This is a genomic window from Mycobacterium sp. NGS22, from assembly GCF_059813095.1.
Map to the genome: position 1 here is coordinate 21,293 of NZ_JCALDY010000005.1, position 14,151 is coordinate 35,443.

At 67.9% G+C, this 14,151-nt stretch carries 14 protein-coding genes; 5 read left to right on the forward strand and 9 right to left on the reverse strand.

Annotated features, from left to right (window positions below):
• Positions 1-21: 21 nt before the first annotated feature.
• Together AC5Y47_RS05790 and AC5Y47_RS05795 are read left to right on the forward strand one after the other, a co-directional pair.
• Complete coding sequence (locus tag AC5Y47_RS05790; protein ID WP_499942921.1) at positions 22-1,140, forward strand: LpqN/LpqT family lipoprotein; 1,119 nt, start codon at positions 22-24, stop codon at positions 1,138-1,140.
• Positions 1,141-1,194: 54 nt separating this feature from the next.
• Complete coding sequence (locus AC5Y47_RS05795; protein ID WP_499942923.1) at positions 1,195-1,545, forward strand: hypothetical protein; 351 nt, start codon at positions 1,195-1,197, stop codon at positions 1,543-1,545.
• 16 nt (positions 1,546-1,561) lie between these two features.
• Here the strand turns inward: AC5Y47_RS05795 and AC5Y47_RS05800 are convergent, their stop codons facing one another.
• The gene (locus AC5Y47_RS05800; RefSeq protein WP_499942925.1) at positions 1,562-2,170 is read right to left on the reverse strand and encodes a YqgE/AlgH family protein; all 609 of its coding nucleotides are present in this window, start codon (positions 2,168-2,170) and stop codon (positions 1,562-1,564) included.
• 90 nt (positions 2,171-2,260) lie between these two features.
• Here AC5Y47_RS05800 and AC5Y47_RS05805 point away from each other — a divergent pair, with 90 nt between their 5' ends.
• Together AC5Y47_RS05805 and AC5Y47_RS05810 are read left to right on the forward strand one after the other, a co-directional pair.
• The gene (locus AC5Y47_RS05805; RefSeq protein WP_499942929.1) at positions 2,261-3,583 is read left to right on the forward strand and encodes an MFS transporter; all 1,323 of its coding nucleotides are present in this window, start codon (positions 2,261-2,263) and stop codon (positions 3,581-3,583) included.
• 14 nt (positions 3,584-3,597) lie between these two features.
• Entirely contained in the window at positions 3,598-4,371 is a 774-nt protein-coding gene (locus AC5Y47_RS05810) for a TIGR03084 family metal-binding protein (RefSeq protein ID WP_499942933.1), read from the forward strand.
• Positions 4,372-4,472: 101 nt separating this feature from the next.
• Here AC5Y47_RS05810 and AC5Y47_RS05815 read toward each other — a convergent pair whose 3' ends face one another.
• From AC5Y47_RS05815 to AC5Y47_RS05840, 6 genes are all read right to left on the reverse strand, one after another.
• Entirely contained in the window at positions 4,473-5,639 is a 1,167-nt protein-coding gene (locus tag AC5Y47_RS05815; protein WP_499942935.1) for a PPE domain-containing protein, read from the reverse strand.
• A 5-nt stretch (positions 5,640-5,644) separates the two neighbouring features.
• A complete protein-coding gene (locus AC5Y47_RS05820; RefSeq protein WP_499942937.1) occupies positions 5,645-5,953 on the reverse strand; it encodes a PE domain-containing protein in 309 nt (102 codons plus the stop codon).
• 73 nt (positions 5,954-6,026) lie between these two features.
• Positions 6,027-10,124: a type VII secretion protein EccCa gene (eccCa, locus tag AC5Y47_RS05825; protein WP_499942941.1), complete on the reverse strand. Its 4,098-nt coding sequence runs from the start codon at positions 10,122-10,124 to the stop codon at positions 6,027-6,029.
• Between the two features lie 2 nt (positions 10,125-10,126).
• Positions 10,127-11,629: a type VII secretion protein EccB gene (eccB, locus tag AC5Y47_RS05830; protein WP_499942943.1), complete on the reverse strand. Its 1,503-nt coding sequence runs from the start codon at positions 11,627-11,629 to the stop codon at positions 10,127-10,129.
• Between the two features lie 57 nt (positions 11,630-11,686).
• Complete coding sequence (locus tag AC5Y47_RS05835) at positions 11,687-12,040, reverse strand: DUF2710 family protein (RefSeq protein ID WP_499943166.1); 354 nt, start codon at positions 12,038-12,040, stop codon at positions 11,687-11,689.
• A gap of 33 nt (positions 12,041-12,073) precedes the next feature.
• Positions 12,074-13,243 (reverse strand): DUF5631 domain-containing protein, encoded by a 1,170-nt coding sequence (locus AC5Y47_RS05840; RefSeq protein WP_499942945.1) that lies wholly within the window; start codon positions 13,241-13,243, stop codon positions 12,074-12,076.
• Between the two features lie 106 nt (positions 13,244-13,349).
• On the opposite strand from AC5Y47_RS05840, the gene AC5Y47_RS05845 reads away from it, so the two are divergent.
• Positions 13,350-13,493, forward strand: coding sequence for a hypothetical protein (locus tag AC5Y47_RS05845; RefSeq protein ID WP_499942948.1), 144 nt, complete (start codon positions 13,350-13,352; stop codon positions 13,491-13,493).
• On the opposite strand, the gene AC5Y47_RS05850 is transcribed toward AC5Y47_RS05845, so the two are convergent.
• On the reverse strand, positions 13,490-13,801 hold the full coding sequence (locus AC5Y47_RS05850) for a DUF2694 family protein (RefSeq protein ID WP_499942949.1): 312 nt from the start codon (positions 13,799-13,801) through the stop codon (positions 13,490-13,492). The genes AC5Y47_RS05845 and AC5Y47_RS05850 overlap by 4 nt on opposite strands.
• Positions 13,802-13,816: 15 nt before the next feature.
• Positions 13,817-14,134, reverse strand: a complete 318-nt coding sequence (locus tag AC5Y47_RS05855) for an ESX-1 secretion-associated protein (RefSeq protein WP_499942951.1) — start codon at positions 14,132-14,134, stop codon at positions 13,817-13,819.
• Between the last annotated feature and the right edge of the window lie 17 nt (positions 14,135-14,151).

A 14,151-nucleotide genomic window follows, 5' to 3' on the forward strand; every position in this document is an offset into this window, starting at 1 on the left:
CCGCGGAGGGACCGAGGCGAAATGATTCAGATCGCGCGCACCTGGCGAACGTTCGCAGGTGGTATGGCCGCCGGCGTCTTGGGCGTCGTGATGGTTGCCGGTGGGACGGCCTCGGCCGAGCCGCTGGTCCCCCAGCCGGTCGTCCCGGGCCAGGTCCCGACGCAGCAGGCGACCACACCCGGCGCCGTGTTCCCGGGGGGCGTCAACAGCAACCGGTTCGCTCCGGCTCCGGCGCAGGGGCCCGTCGCGGTTCCGGCTCCCGTCGCGGTTCCGGCGCAGGCGCCCGTCGCTGCTCCGGCGCCCGTCGCGGTTCCGGCGCAGGCTCCCGTCGCGGCGCCCGTCGCGGCTCCGGCGCAGGCGCCCGTCGCGGCTCCGGTTCCGGCCGCGGCGCCGGCCTCGGGTACGCCGGCCGTGACCGGGACGCTGCGCGAATATCTGGAAAGCAAAGGCGTCAAACTCGAAGCGCAGCGTCCGCTCGGGTTCAAGGCGCTCGACATCACCGTGCCGATGCCGCCGCGCTGGACTCAGGTACCCGACCCCAACGTGCCGGACGCGTTCGTGGTGATCGCCGACCGGGTCGGCGGCAACAGCGTGTACACGTCGAACGCGCAGGTGGTCGTCTACAAGCTGGTCGGTGACTTCGACCCCGCGGAAGCGATCTCGCACGGATTCGTCGACAGCCAGCGGTTGCTGGCCTGGCAGACGACCAATGCCTCGCAGGCCAACCTCGGCAACTTCCCGTCGGGCGTCATCGAAGGCACTTATCGAGAGAACGACATGACGCTCAACACCTCGCGTCGCCACGTCATCGCCACCTCGGGGTCCGAGCGGTATCTGGTGTCGATGTCGGTGACCACCGCCGCGTCGCAGGCGGTCAGCGACGGGCCCGCGACCGATGCGATCATCAGCGGCTTTCGGGTGACAGCGCCGGGGGCGGCCGCCCCGGCACCCGCAGCGCAGGCACCCGCAGCGCAGGCACCCGCAGCTCCCGTCGCTGTGCCGGTCGCTCCAGCAGCGCAGGTACCCGCAGCTCCCGTCGCTGTACCGGCCGCCCCAGCAGCGCAGGCACCCGCAGCGCAGGCACCCGCGCGAGGGGTGCAGTCGCTCCCGCCGTTGGTCAACGTCGCCCCGTCGCGCTGACCCCGCGACGAAGCCCGCCGCGCGGGCACATCGGCGGGATCGTATTGTGAGCGCATGCTTATCGCGGGCGTGCTCTGCGTGTGTGCGGCGGTAGCGGCTGCCGCGTTCGGGATCTGGTTGCTGAGCCACCCGTCCACGGCGGACCCCACCCAGTTAGCGTTGCGGGCGATGGCGCCGACCCAGCTGGCGGCCGCGGTGATGCTCGCCGCCGGGGGAGTGGTGGCGCTGGCGGCATCTCCACACACCGCGCTGGTGGTGGTGATCATCTGTGTCGCCGGCGCGCTGGGCACCCTGGCCACCGGTTCGGTGCAGAGCGCGCGCTATGCGTTACGTAGTGAGGTCACCGCCGAGGCCGGCTGCACCGGTAGCTGCGGTGGGTGCGCGCTGTCCTGCGACTCGGTCTGAGGGCGAGCGCCGCGACTCAGTTGCGGCTGAGGTCGATCGGATGGGTGGCCAGCAACGAAAGCGGCAACGGCTGGCGGCGTAACACTTGCCCCCAGAGATCAGCCCGGGGCGGCACAAGAACGTCAGATGGCAACGCCGACAACACAATCCAGTCGTCGCGCTCGATTTCGCCTTCGAGTTGGCCGATGGTCCAGCCGGAGTAGCCCGCAAAGATGCGCACCCCTTCGACCGCGGGTGCGATCAGGTCCGGTTCGGCGTCCAGATCGACCATCACCATGCGGCCGGCCACATGGCGCAGGCCCGGCACGCCGTCGGGTTCGGCGCCGATGCGCAGCACCGCCAGACACAGCGCGGCGTCGCGCTTAACCGGCCCGCCGATGAACATCGTCTTCGGCTTGGCGGCGAGTTTGGCCCACTGCGGCAACACGTTGTACACCGCCGTCTCGCTGGACCGGTTGAGCACCACCCCAAGGGTGCCGCCCTCGTTGTGCTCGACGATGTAAATGACGCTGCGGCGGAAAGTCGGCTCCAACAAATCGGTGTTGGCCAGCAGCAAGGTACCCGCGCGGACCCGCTGGGCAGCCGGAGCGACCGAGTCGTCGGGGTCTTCGTACTGAGCCACCACAACATCATCGCACCCGCAGTGGCTTCACCGGTGCAAACAACCGTGCCCGGCGAAGATTTGTACTGTATTGAGACGGCGCCAGGCCGTCCGTTGCCGCTTGTGGAAGTGGGTTCAGTGAATCGCAGCCGGTTGCAGGCAAGCGCGCCCGTCGAACTGTGGCGGTCGGTGCGCGCGCTGCCCGACTTCTGGCGACTTCTGCAGTTGCGCATGGCAAGTCAGTTCGGCGACGGCCTGTTCCAGGCGGGCCTGGCCGGAGCGTTGCTGTTCAACCCGGACCGGGCCGCCGATCCGATGGCGATCGCACGTGCCTTCGCCGTGCTGTTCCTGCCGTATTCGTTGCTGGGGCCGTTCGCGGGTGCGCTGATGGACCGCTGGGACCGGCGGCTGGTGCTCATCGGCGCCAACACCGCGCGGCTGTGCTTCATCGTTGCGATCGGCACGATTCTGGCCGTGCGCGCCAGCGATCTGGTTCTGTTGTGTACCGCGCTGCTGGCCAACGGTCTGGCCCGGTTCGTGGCGGCCTGCCTGTCGGCCTCGTTGCCGCACGTGGTGCCGCGCGAGCGGGTGGTCACGATGAACTCGGTGGCCACCGCGTCGGGCGCCGTGGCGGCTTTCCTGGGAGCTAACTTCATGTTCCTGCTCAGTTGGCTCGGCGGCGCCGGAGATGAAGGGTCTGCGGTGGTCATCTACACCGCGCTGATTCCGGTGTCGCTGGCGTTGCTGCTGTCCCGGCGGTTCGCGCCGGGGGTGCTCGGACCCGACGACACCAAGCGCGCGATCCACGGGTCGGCCGTCTATGCGGTGGTCACCGGCTGGCTGCACGGTGTCCGGACCGTCTTCCAGCGCCCGACGGTCGCCGCCGCCCTGTCCGGGTTGGCCGCGCACAGAATGGTCGTCGGCATCAACTCGCTGGTGATCCTGCTGCTGGTCCACCATATGAAAGACGCCGACACCGAAGGCCTCGGGACCGCGCTGTTGTTCTTCGCCGCCACCGGCTTGGGCGCGTTCCTGTCCAACGTGCTGACCCCGGCTCTGGTGCGGCGGTGGGGTCGTTACGCGACGGCCAACACCGCGCTGGTAGCGGCGGCGGTCATCCAGTTGGCGGGCGCCACGTTGGTGTTGCCGGTCATGGTGACGTGCGGGTTCCTGCTCGGAATGGCCGGACAGGTGGTCAAGCTGTGCGCCGACTCAGCCATGCAGATCGACGTCGACGACGCGTTGCGCGGCCACGTGTTCGCCGTGCAGGACGCGCTGTTCTGGGTGTCGTTCATCTTTGCTGTGACGGTGGCGGCGGCGTTCATCCCCGACGACGGGCATGCCCCCACGTTCGTGTTGTGCGGCTCGGCGGTTTATCTGGTCGGGCTGCTGGTGCACAGTGTTGTCGGTCGGCGACGCGCGACCGTCGGCAGTTAGTCGAGGAGGAACTTATGGCAGGTCCAGGTCCATTCGTCGTCGATCTGCGGGCGGAGAGCGACGAGCTCGACGCCCTGGTGGCGCCGCTTGCGCCGGAGCGCTGGGCGGAGCCGACACCCGCGCCGGGCTGGACCATCGCGCACCAGATCGGACATCTGCTGTGGACCGATCGGGTGTCGTTGCTCTCGATCACCGACGAGGACGGGTTCGCCGAGGTGCTGGCCGGCGCGGCGACCGACCCGCTCGGGTTCGTCGACGCGGGAGCCGAGGAGCTGGCCGTGATGCCAGCTTCCGATCTGCTCGCCGACTGGCGCGACACCCGCGAGAGGCTGCACGAGGCGCTGCTGACGGTTCCCGACGGCCGCAAGCTGCCCTGGTTCGGGCCGCCGATGAGTGCCACGTCGATGGCCACCGCCCGGCTGATGGAGACCTGGGCGCACGGACTCGACGTCGCCGACACCCTCGGTGTCACCCGGCCGGCCACCGACCGGCTGCGTTCGATCGCCCATATCGGGGTGCGGGCGCGTGACTACGCCTACGCCGTCAACAACCTGACTCCGCCGGCCGAGCCGTTCTACGTCGAGCTGCGCGCTCCCGGCGGCGACACCTGGTCCTGGGGCCCGTCGGACGCTGCCCAGCGCGTCACCGGTTCGGCCGAAGACTTCTGCTGCCTGGTGACCCAGCGACGGCCGCTGGCGTCGCTGGACGTGACGGCGGTGGGGGAGGACGCGCAGCGCTGGCTGGGGATCGCGCAGGCGTTCGCCGGGCCGCCCGGCCCCGGGCGATGAGCGCCCGCGGGCGCGTCTTGATCTGTTTCGCGAGCGTGTAGCCACTGCGAGTTTCGGCGCTGAATTTCGCAGTGGCTACACGCTCGGCGATGATGCGTGGGCTACCGGTGGCCGGTGCGGTCACCGTCGACGACGACGCGAGCGCGCGTCACCTCGTCCTTGTCCGACGCCGAACCACGCGCCAGCATCCCGGCCGGGGTCATCGGCATCGGTGCACCGCCCATGCCGCCTGACGCCGTGGGTCCGCGGACCTCGGCGGCGTTCAACATCCCGGCGCGCAGGCTGGTCGGCCTACCACCTTCGGGCTCGAAGCTGCTGGTGGGACGGGTGTAGCTGGTCAAACCGGAACCGGGAAAACCACCGCCACCTGCACCGCCGCCACCCGCCGAGGCCGCACCGCCGGCCATTACCACTGGTTCGGCGGCGGCGACCGCCGCATTCGGCGCCCCAGTCGAGGGGAACATGCCGCCGAATCCCTGCATCATGCTCATCGGCATGCTGGTGAACCCTTGCATCGCCTGCATCGGAGCCTGCGCCAGATCCTTCAGCGGCGCGGTCATGCTCGACACCATCTGCATCGGTTCCTGCATGAGCGAACTGAGCTGACCGGTCGACTGTCCGGGCGCAGAAGCCGTCTGCCCCGCGACCTGCGTCGATGCCTGAACCGCGTTGTGCATGCCGGTCTGGGCCGCAGCCTGGGCGACCGCTTGCGCGGCCGTCGCCGGGGCAGCGGGTGACGCACCCATCGGCGCGACCGGCGGGGGGACGGCCAGCGTCGCAATCAGACCGGTCAGCGCCGCCGAATACGTCCAGCCCACGCTCGAGTTGTGCGGCCAGTGCTCACCAAAGTACTCGGTGTCGCGCTCGACGATCCCCGGGGTGTTCTGACCGAAGAAATTGGTGGCATTCAGCACGGTCCACTCGTCGCGGTTGGTCTGCGAGAGCACCGAGGGGATCACCGAGGACCGCGCCAGCATAAAAGCCTCGACCGCGGCCTGGGTCACCGTGATCTTCTCGGCTGTCCAGCCCACCAGCGTCTGCAACCCGGCGTTGAGGCCGGTGGCGGCCACCGTAGACGCGACGGCTCCCACGCCCTGCCACTGCGCGGCGGTGACCAGCGTATTGATCTCCGAAAGGCCCGCCGACAGCTCGCCGTTCGCGGTCTCGGTAACCCACACGACGTTGTTGGCGAGTGTCGACGCAGGGGATCCCGCCTCGAAGATCGCCGCTACGACTTCGGGGGGACCTGTCCACCGGGGATCGCCCATGCTGCCTAGAGCCCGACAGCGCCCGCGCTGGCCCCCTCGGCGGCGACGGCGGTGGTCGATGCCAGGCCCTGCGCGCCGGAGAAGGCGGCCCGTTGACCGACGTGCTCGCCCGCGGTCGCGAGGTAGGCGGCACCGGCGGCATTGAGAGCGGCGGCGAACTCGATGGAGTCGGCGTCGGTGGCCATCGGCATCACCCCGGTCAGCGCGGCCGATCCAGCAGCCGTGGTAGCGGCCATCTCCTCGCTGATCCCGGCCTCGGCCGCGGCCGACAAGTCCACCGCGCCCGGCACCATCCCGAACAGGCCACCACCCATATCCGCCTCCTAGATTGCTCGCGTCCGGCGAGAAGTTGCGCTGAGTCTAGGTTGACTCCCCGGCCCTGTCGATTCACCTGTGCGGCTCACCGACCAGCACTCCTTCCATGACGCCGTCGCTGGTCACCAACAGACCCCGCCCGGGCGGCAGTTGTTTCGCACTGGTCCTGCCGAACACCTTCACCGCCGCCGGGTCGTTGTCCATGAACAGCGTCGGAGCCCTCGAGCCCGTCATCTTCTGCAGGAACGGGCTGGTGACCGACACGCCCGCCCAGTTGCCGGGCAACCGGGACGCGATGACATGCAGGCCGATCTCGCGGGCGCGTTCGATCAATCCCCACAGCGGCGCGGTCGCGGCGGGTTTGCCGATAACGCCGTGCGGCCGCAGTTCCTGCTCGTCGTCGATCAAGACGAAATGGTGCGGTCCGTCCCAGGTGCGTCGGCTCAGCAACTCCTCCTGGCTCAATCCCGACGGCGGCAGCCGATCACGCAGCGACTGCGCCAGTTCAGCGAGTGCCGTGTCGATGTCCTCGGAGGTGTAGGCGTAGGCGCGTACGTGGTCACCCTGGATCTTGCCGATCAGCGACGTCTTCGGATCGATGATGGTGATCTGTGCCTGCTCGGGTGTGCACCGTCCGACGATCATCTGCCCGATCGCGGCCAATGTCGTTGTCTTGCCGCATGATTGACGACCTACCACCAGCAGGTTGGGCACCACGCGGGCGGGCAGCACCGCGGGCTGCAGGGCAGTCTCGCCGATGCCGAACGGGATGTTGAGCGGATCGGCATGTCCGGCGGTGGCGGCGAACACCTCGGCCACCTCGATCAGCGGAATACGGTCTGGCAGGCGCGCCAGGCTCTCCACCCGCCCGGCACCGGTCAGCTGCGCGATGAGCGGCCCGATGTCGCGGGTCGCCACCCGTGCCCCAGCGGCGCCGATGACTTCCGGCACGCCGATCAACAGTTCGTGGGCGTCGCGGGTCAGCCCGAAGCCCGGCCGGTCCAACGTGTTGCGGGCGGCCTTCTTCCGCTCGAATCCCTCGCCCATCTGAGTTTCGTCGGGGTTGCTCAGCCGCAGCTGGATGCGGGCATTGGAGACATTGACCAGTTGCTGCTTTTGACCCACCAGCCACGCCGTCGCCGTGGTCATGATGTGCACGCCGTAGGACAGCCCTTGGCGAGCTATCGCGATGGCCCGCTCACCCATCGCGCTGTCCTTGTCGTAGAGGTCACTGAAGTTGTCGATGACGAGGAAGACGTCGCCGAACTTGTCCTCGGGGTCGGTGTTGGTGGCCCCGGCGACGGTATCGCCGTCGAACCCGAAGCGCCGCTCCCGGAATTCGGAGATGTCGATCTGGTACCTCTTGAACGAGGCTTCGCGTGCCAGGATCAGTCCCTCGATGGACGCGATGGTCCGGGACACTCCTTCGCCGTCGGTCGGGCTGACTACCGATGCCACGTGCGGCAGCGACTCGACCGGGAACAGCGAGGCCCCGATGCAGAAGAACGTCACCCGCTCGGGCCGATACATCAGCGCCGCGGACGTCATCAGCGTCATCAACGTGGTGGACTTGCCCCGCTGGGCGGTCGCCACGACCATGACGTTGTCCATTTCCACGTTGATCGCGTGCACCCGTTGGGCGTGTTCCTCGGGAATGTCCACGATGCCGATCGGGAACACCAGCCCGGCGTTCTGGCCGTAGGCCACGTCCCATCGCCGCCCGCGCCAGCGTGCCACCAGCGTGTCGACGGTCTCGCTGACTTCCAGTGGCGGCAGCCAGATTTGATGGGGCGGGCGGGCTGGATGCGACACCAGCGACTCGCGGATCACGTCGACGAGTTTCTTCTTACGGAAGCCATCGGCGTGGAACAGGAATTCGTCCGGCTCGTCGGGTTCGTCGGCGACGGCCAACGCTGCGCTGTCGGCCTCGCTGAGGGGTTGGTACGCCGCGGAATAGGCCCGCGGCTGGGAAAAGCTCATAGCCACGGTCGTGTTCACGTCGACCACCCGCTTGGGCACCACGAACGGGGCCGACACATAGAAGCAGCGGAACTGTTCCAGGTCGCGCGGGCCGACTTTCAGTAAGCCGTAACCGTTTTCCTGCGACGGCAGATGCAACGCGGCGTCACTGCCGATCACGTCGCGGGAATCCTCGGCGGTCTCCGCGCGCAACGCGACCCGAAAAGCGATGTTGCTCTTGACTTTACTCAATGACGACAGATCCAACCGTTGCCCACCGAGGGTGAAGAAGACGTTGCAGCCGCGGCCTTCCTGTCCGATGTGGATCACCAAGTCGATCCATTCCGGGTGGTGGATGAACAACTCCAGGTACTCGTCGATGATCACCAGCAGGATCGGCACCGGCTCCAGGTCGCGCCCGGCGAGGCGCATTTCCTCGTACTCGTTGGCGTCCCGTGCACCGGCATCCTTGAAAAGCCGGTAACGACGGGCGATCTCGCCGTTGATGGCTTTGCGCATCCGTTCGGCGAGGTGACGATCGTCCTTGCCCAGGTTGGACAGCGACCCGGCGACGTGCGGAAACCCTTGCAGGTCCTGGGCCGCCGACTCGAACTTCATGTCGACGAAGATCACGACGAAGGTGTCCGGTGAGTGGGTCAGCGCGATGCCGCTGCACAACGACAGGAAGTATTCGGACTTACCCGATCCGGACGTGCCGATCACCACCGAGTGGAAGCCGTAGCCACCGAAGTCCTTGGCGCGCAGGATGACGAATTGCAACTCCCCGCCCTGCTTGACGCCGACGGGCACCATCGCCCACTTCGGATCGCCGCGGCCCCGGCTCTCCGCCCACAGCCTGTCGACGTCGAGTTCTCGCGGATCGGTGATACCCAAGGCGCGCAACAGTTCTCCGCCCTGGCTGTCGGTCTCAGACAGGTCGCCCGGACTCATCGGTGACCAGCGGGCCAAGGCACGGGCGTACCGGCTGGCGGTACTGTCGGCGAGCACATCGGCCGCGGCGTAGAACGTATCCCGGTGGATGATCCTGCCGTCGCGCAACGAAAACCGTTGTTCGGCTTCGGTAAACCCGACGCCGACTCCGACCCGCGTCGCCAGCCGCAGCACGGTGATGCCGGCCATGCCCTTCTGTCCGGTGACACCTTCCCATTGCTCGGGGGTGCCGACGTTGTCGTCCACGATCACCCAGTGCGGCCCCAACGACGGCCCGGTCGTCGACTCGATCGGCGACGGCATGGAGGTCGGACTGCTTCCGACCGGCGGCGTCCACGGCCCGCGACCCTTACGGTGCAGCTCGGCATCGAGGGCGTCTTCCAATTCCGTCGGCGACGCGAACACCAGCCGGCGCAGTCCGCAGGCGTCGAACATCTCGTCGTGCTGGTTGTGCGGCAGCCACACCAGCCAGTGCCACAGCTCGGGATGACGGGTGACGACCATCAGTTTGACGTCGTGCGGGCTGTGGTAGACCGCCAGCGAGCACAGCAAGGCGCGCGCCAGAGCGTGCAGGTCCCCGGGATCGTCGGCGACGAAACTGAACCCGGGTTTGGAACGCAGGTTCAGCACCTTGCCGATGCCCCGGATCTTGCTCTGCTCCAGGATGAAATCCCGTAGTGCGCCGCCGGTTACGGGTTCGAGTTCTTCCCCGACCGGGACGTCCGGCCACTGCAACGAGACCGCTGATTCGCTGGCCTGTTGTACGCCGATGCCCAGCCGGACATCGAGGAAGTCCGGGTCGCTGGGACGGCGTTCCCACATGCGCGGACCGCCGATCACCGTGTCGAGGTGCTGGGGATCGCCGTGCACGAACAATTGGCCGCGCCGTTGCTCTCCGGCCGCGCGCTGCACTTCTTCGCGGTCTTCGTCGAGTTGGCGCAAATAGCTTCGCCGCTGCTTTTCCTGTTCCCCCCAACTGATCCGGCGGCCGCGTCCGAAGCGCCCGCCGAACATCAGCGCGCCGAATCCGACCAGGCCGATCATCGGGAAGAACCCCGACTGCAGCGACCGGACACCGGATGCGTACATCACCACCAGGGTGCCGACGATCCCGACCAGCAGCGCCGGCAGTGCGATCATCAGCAGGATGTTGCGCGGCTCGCGCTCGGGCAAAGCCAACGGCGCGGCCACCGCCACCCGCACCGGCGGGATATTCGGTGGGGGCGTGCGCTTTCCGCGGACGAACCCTCGTTTGGACATGGCTAACCCCCGGCTTCGCTGGAGTCGGGAAGCGGTGCGAGTACACCACCTGCAGGTACGGCGTCGCGGGCGACGAGAGCTGCATCGCGACTGATCGCCGGCCCGGGCGCGAAGGTCCGTATCAGCGGCCAGGGGGCCTGCACCGCCAGTCGGGGGTCCAGTCCCAGCGCCTGCACGGTCCGTTGGTCGGATTGGATGCCGTACCGGACGCCTTGGGGCGACAGCCAATACAGACTTTCCCGGCTGCCCGCGGTCGCGACGCCGCTCGTCGTGGCCACGAAGTTCGCAGCGCCCGGCATCATCAACGTCTGATGTGCCTCGGTCGAGTCGGGGGTGCGGTCGTCACGCACCAGGTGCACCAGGCGGGAGTCCAGACCGGCCGGTACCGGCAACCCCGGCCCGGTGTAGATCGTGATACGCGCCTGCGGGTCGCTCGACTGTTTCTCCCAGCCGACACATGTCACCGGATTCGCTGCCGTGTCAACGAAGTTGAACTTGCCCGACGGGTAGTAGTCGACGTTGAGGACGTCGACGACCGGGATCTGGATCAGCTTGTCCGGGGCGACCAGGATCGGCGACGTGGATCCCTGCGAGTCGCCGGTGCGTAACAGGTCGGCGACGAATCCGGTGATCTTCTGCACGCCGTCCGGCAGCAGCACATAGAAGCCCGTGACGGCTCCGCCGGCGTCGCGCGATTCCAGGACGCTTCCCACCTTCGCCCCGGACAACCACCGCGAGGCGGCACCCGCTTCCGGGATCGAGGGCAGCACCAGCGGTTCCGTCGACGGCATGGCGTCGAACAGTGCGCCGGAGATCTCGACCGGATAGGTCACCCCGGGATCGAGACCCAGGTTGAACGTCACCGATCGGTCGGCCAGGTCGATTCGGGACCGTTGGCCGCCCCAGATCACATAGGTCGCCCCCTTGAGGGTCGCCAGGACGGCCTGCGCCGGACCCATCGCCGCGGCCCTGCCCAGCGGGGCCAGTGCGCCGGCGATGGCGGTGACCGTCGGGGGCGTCGCGCTGCCGCGCGCGGCTGCGCCGGATTGCACGGTGTCGCAGACCGTCCACGCCGAGACGGCACCGGCCGTCACGGGCAGGCTGTCCGGCAATCCCGGTAGTCCGATCATCGGCCCGGTCGGGTACTTGGCGATCTCCGCCGCGGTGACCCAGGTGGGTGCGGCGGCGTTGCCGACCGCCAGCCGGGCCGAGGTCAGATTCAACGCGGGATAGAGGCGGCCGTTGATCTTGGCGTAGATCGCCCCGGTGTCCCGGTTTCCGATCACGGCCGCGGCGGCGACGAGTCCGGCGGGTTTCATGACGTGCAGCAGGGCCATCCAACCCACGCCGAGCAGGACGAGCACGACCGACAGCACGACCGCGGCTTGCTGTTTGCGGTCGTCGTGCTTCATCCGCACGGAGAACCGGGTGATGGCCGCGCGCAGTCGCCGGTTGTAGAACAGGTGTCCCGAATTCTGGTCCCGGTTGGACAGGTTGAGCGGCACTGTTCATTCTCCTTCCGGCGGTCGGTACTGATCCGTGTTGGCGTACCGTCGCCGCCGTCACTGCAGGCGGCCGTACCGTGCCTGGTTCTCGGTCTCGGCCTCTTCGCGCAGCGCTGCGATCGCGAGGTTCAGTCGGTCGGCCAGTTCGCTGTGCGCGTAGCCGGCCATCACCTCGGGGTGCAACCTCAACTCGAGCAAACGTCCGTCCGAATTCGCCACAGCGAAGACGTCGCCCAGGTCGACGCTGTAGGTGACGGTCTCGGCCTGCGCGACCAGCGCTTCCCACTTGTCAGCGGCCTCGCTCAGTTCACGCAGCACCGATTCGACGAGAGCCTCGTCGTCTTCGGCACCGAGACCACCGCTGACACTTCGGTCACCGAGTTCGCCGCGACGACCCGACCCCGACACCAGGACAGTATGTCGACGGCCCCGACCTGCGTCAATTCAGGATTCAGGCAGTTCGGCGGGCGTCAGGTCCTGCAGTTTCTGAAACCAGGCGAAGTGGTAGTTCGCCGAAATGTTGTCACCGGTGACGCTGCTTTCGGTGGCAGCCAACAGCATGCAGTTGAGCAGCAGGGCGGGTTCGACGTCCGGATACTGGGCCAGCACCCGGTAGCGGCAGGTGTCGAGGTGCACGCGTAGCAAATCGAGTTCTTGGTCGACGACGCCGGCTCCGGCGGCGACGGCCTTGGCCAGCGTGTTCACCATCCGCGGCAGCCCCTCGCGCCAGTGGGTGGCGACGCCCAGTTCCCAGCCCAGGTCTGCGACCGCCGGCAGTTCCCGCGGGTGCGGCGATGTCGCGGTGCCACGGGTGTCCGCGGAGAGTTTCGACGAGTCGCCGGGCGCGTAGCTCACCTCCCGCTTCGTGCTACCCAGCAACTCCGATGCTTTACCGGTCCGGTGACCGGGTTCGAGCAGCCGCACACCATCCGGAATCGCGATGCCAGGTGGAACCCATCCGTGCGCGAGATCGGTGACCAGCACCGTCGTGCCGTCCGTGTGCTCGCCGACCGCCCAGTTCAACCGCGGTTCCTGCCGTGCCACGAAGGCCAGCAGAAGCCGCAACCGCTGCTCGCCGTCGGCGGCCTGCGGAGCCTCCCGCACCGCGGGTAAGACCTGGGTCTTGTCCATGTCTGCAGCCGGCGGATCGTCTCGCACCGCCGGCAGCAATTGCGTTTCCCGGTTGTCGACTTCAGGCGGCTCGTCCCGCACGGCGGGCAGGATCTGCGTCTTGTCCAGGTCCGGACGGACTGCGGCGCGTGCCGTCGTCTCGCGCAGCTGACGCAGTGTCGACTCGACTCGCCGCACCGCCCGCGCACGGGCCTCGTCGATCACCCGGGCCTCGGCGGCGCGCCGCGCGGAATATGCCATGCCGGCTTGACCGATGGCTTTGAGCTCGTCGTTGGCGGTCGTCGCAATCCGGTGCAGGTCGGCTCTCAGATATTTTGCGAGCGTTGCGGTTTCGGGTCTGGTGAGCGACAGTTCGGCGGGCCACAAGCCGCCGGTCACCCAGGGGGAACAATCGAGCGGCGCGCTGAAAGTGGGGATCGAGAGCGACTCTTCGGTTGCCTTACGCAGGCGCTGGCGCGCCGTCACCCGACCGAAGATTCCCACCGGGTAAGGGTAACGGTTTACCGCGCAGCGTCCGTTCCCGTTATGCAGACCTCTCGCGTAACCGTGGTGAATTGTGCGGTTCGCGTGACCTGAGTAGCCTACTGCCATGGCCGATTCCGGGTTGCAGCAGCAACTCGACGAGGTGCGTGCGTTGCTGAGTCGAGCGCGAGAGTTGTTCGGCCCCAACCCGATTGAGCCGCCGGTCGACATCGCGCCGGATCCCGACAGCGCCAGGACCTGGTTGCTCTAACTGGTCGCCTGTCGTCGGCGCAACCGATGCGCCAACAGTCGTTCGATCGCCATGTCGAGGTCACCGGTCGTGGGAACCTCCGCGGAGGGAGTGTGGCCGGCGGCGATGATCTCGTCGCGCACCTCCAGCAACGCTTTGAGGCACGACACATCGGCGGTCAGCAGAATCCCCTCGGCCAGGGCGTGGGCGTCCGCCTCCATCGCCGATTCGCTCAACGCGACGCTGTGCAGGTATCCGCCGCGACAGGATCGGACCAGGATGTGCCCACTGGGGTGCACGGTGTCGAAGGCGGGATTGGCGTCGGTCATGGATTCTGCTGGACCTCAGCTGTCCCCGTCGACGACGCCGCCGAGCCGGCCCGCCGCCTCGTGTTCGTGCCGCTCCCACATCGCCGCCGATGTCACGAGGTGCTCCGCGATGTCGGCGTGGTCGTCGGCCTGCTGCTCGTAACACCGCCGCCTGGCCTCGAGCAGTTCGCGGCCGGCCTCCCGGAGCTCACTGAATACCGGGCCCAGCGAATCCAGGCTCTCCTGGATAGCGGCGTGGGTAGACGGGATGGTCCGCAGATGTTCAGAGGTCTGTTGATGGCGGGCAGCGACTTCGCGTAAATGCGCCGGCACCACATGGATTCGATCGGCCATCTGCTGTCTCCTTGTCG

What these genes read in the sequence shown, in the direction of transcription:
- AC5Y47_RS05820 (WP_499942937.1), bottom strand. Translation starts at nt 5,953, where the DNA reads ATGGGTGGTGGCCTGTTCGGGATGGTGCCGGGCGCGGTGGACTTGTCG.
- AC5Y47_RS05795 (WP_499942923.1), top strand. Translation starts at nt 1,195, where the DNA reads ATGCTTATCGCGGGCGTGCTCTGCGTGTGTGCGGCGGTAGCGGCTGCC.
- AC5Y47_RS05810 (WP_499942933.1), top strand. Translation starts at nt 3,598, where the DNA reads ATGGCAGGTCCAGGTCCATTCGTCGTCGATCTGCGGGCGGAGAGCGAC.
- AC5Y47_RS05855 (WP_499942951.1), bottom strand. Translation starts at nt 14,134, where the DNA reads ATGGCCGATCGAATCCATGTGGTGCCGGCGCATTTACGCGAAGTCGCT.
- AC5Y47_RS05850 (WP_499942949.1), bottom strand. Translation starts at nt 13,801, where the DNA reads ATGACCGACGCCAATCCCGCCTTCGACACCGTGCACCCCAGTGGGCAC.
- AC5Y47_RS05845 (WP_499942948.1), top strand. Translation starts at nt 13,350, where the DNA reads ATGGCCGATTCCGGGTTGCAGCAGCAACTCGACGAGGTGCGTGCGTTG.
- eccCa (WP_499942941.1), bottom strand. Translation starts at nt 10,124, where the DNA reads ATGTCCAAACGAGGGTTCGTCCGCGGAAAGCGCACGCCCCCACCGAAT.
- AC5Y47_RS05815 (WP_499942935.1), bottom strand. Translation starts at nt 5,639, where the DNA reads ATGGGCGATCCCCGGTGGACAGGTCCCCCCGAAGTCGTAGCGGCGATC.
- AC5Y47_RS05790 (WP_499942921.1), top strand. Translation starts at nt 22, where the DNA reads ATGATTCAGATCGCGCGCACCTGGCGAACGTTCGCAGGTGGTATGGCC.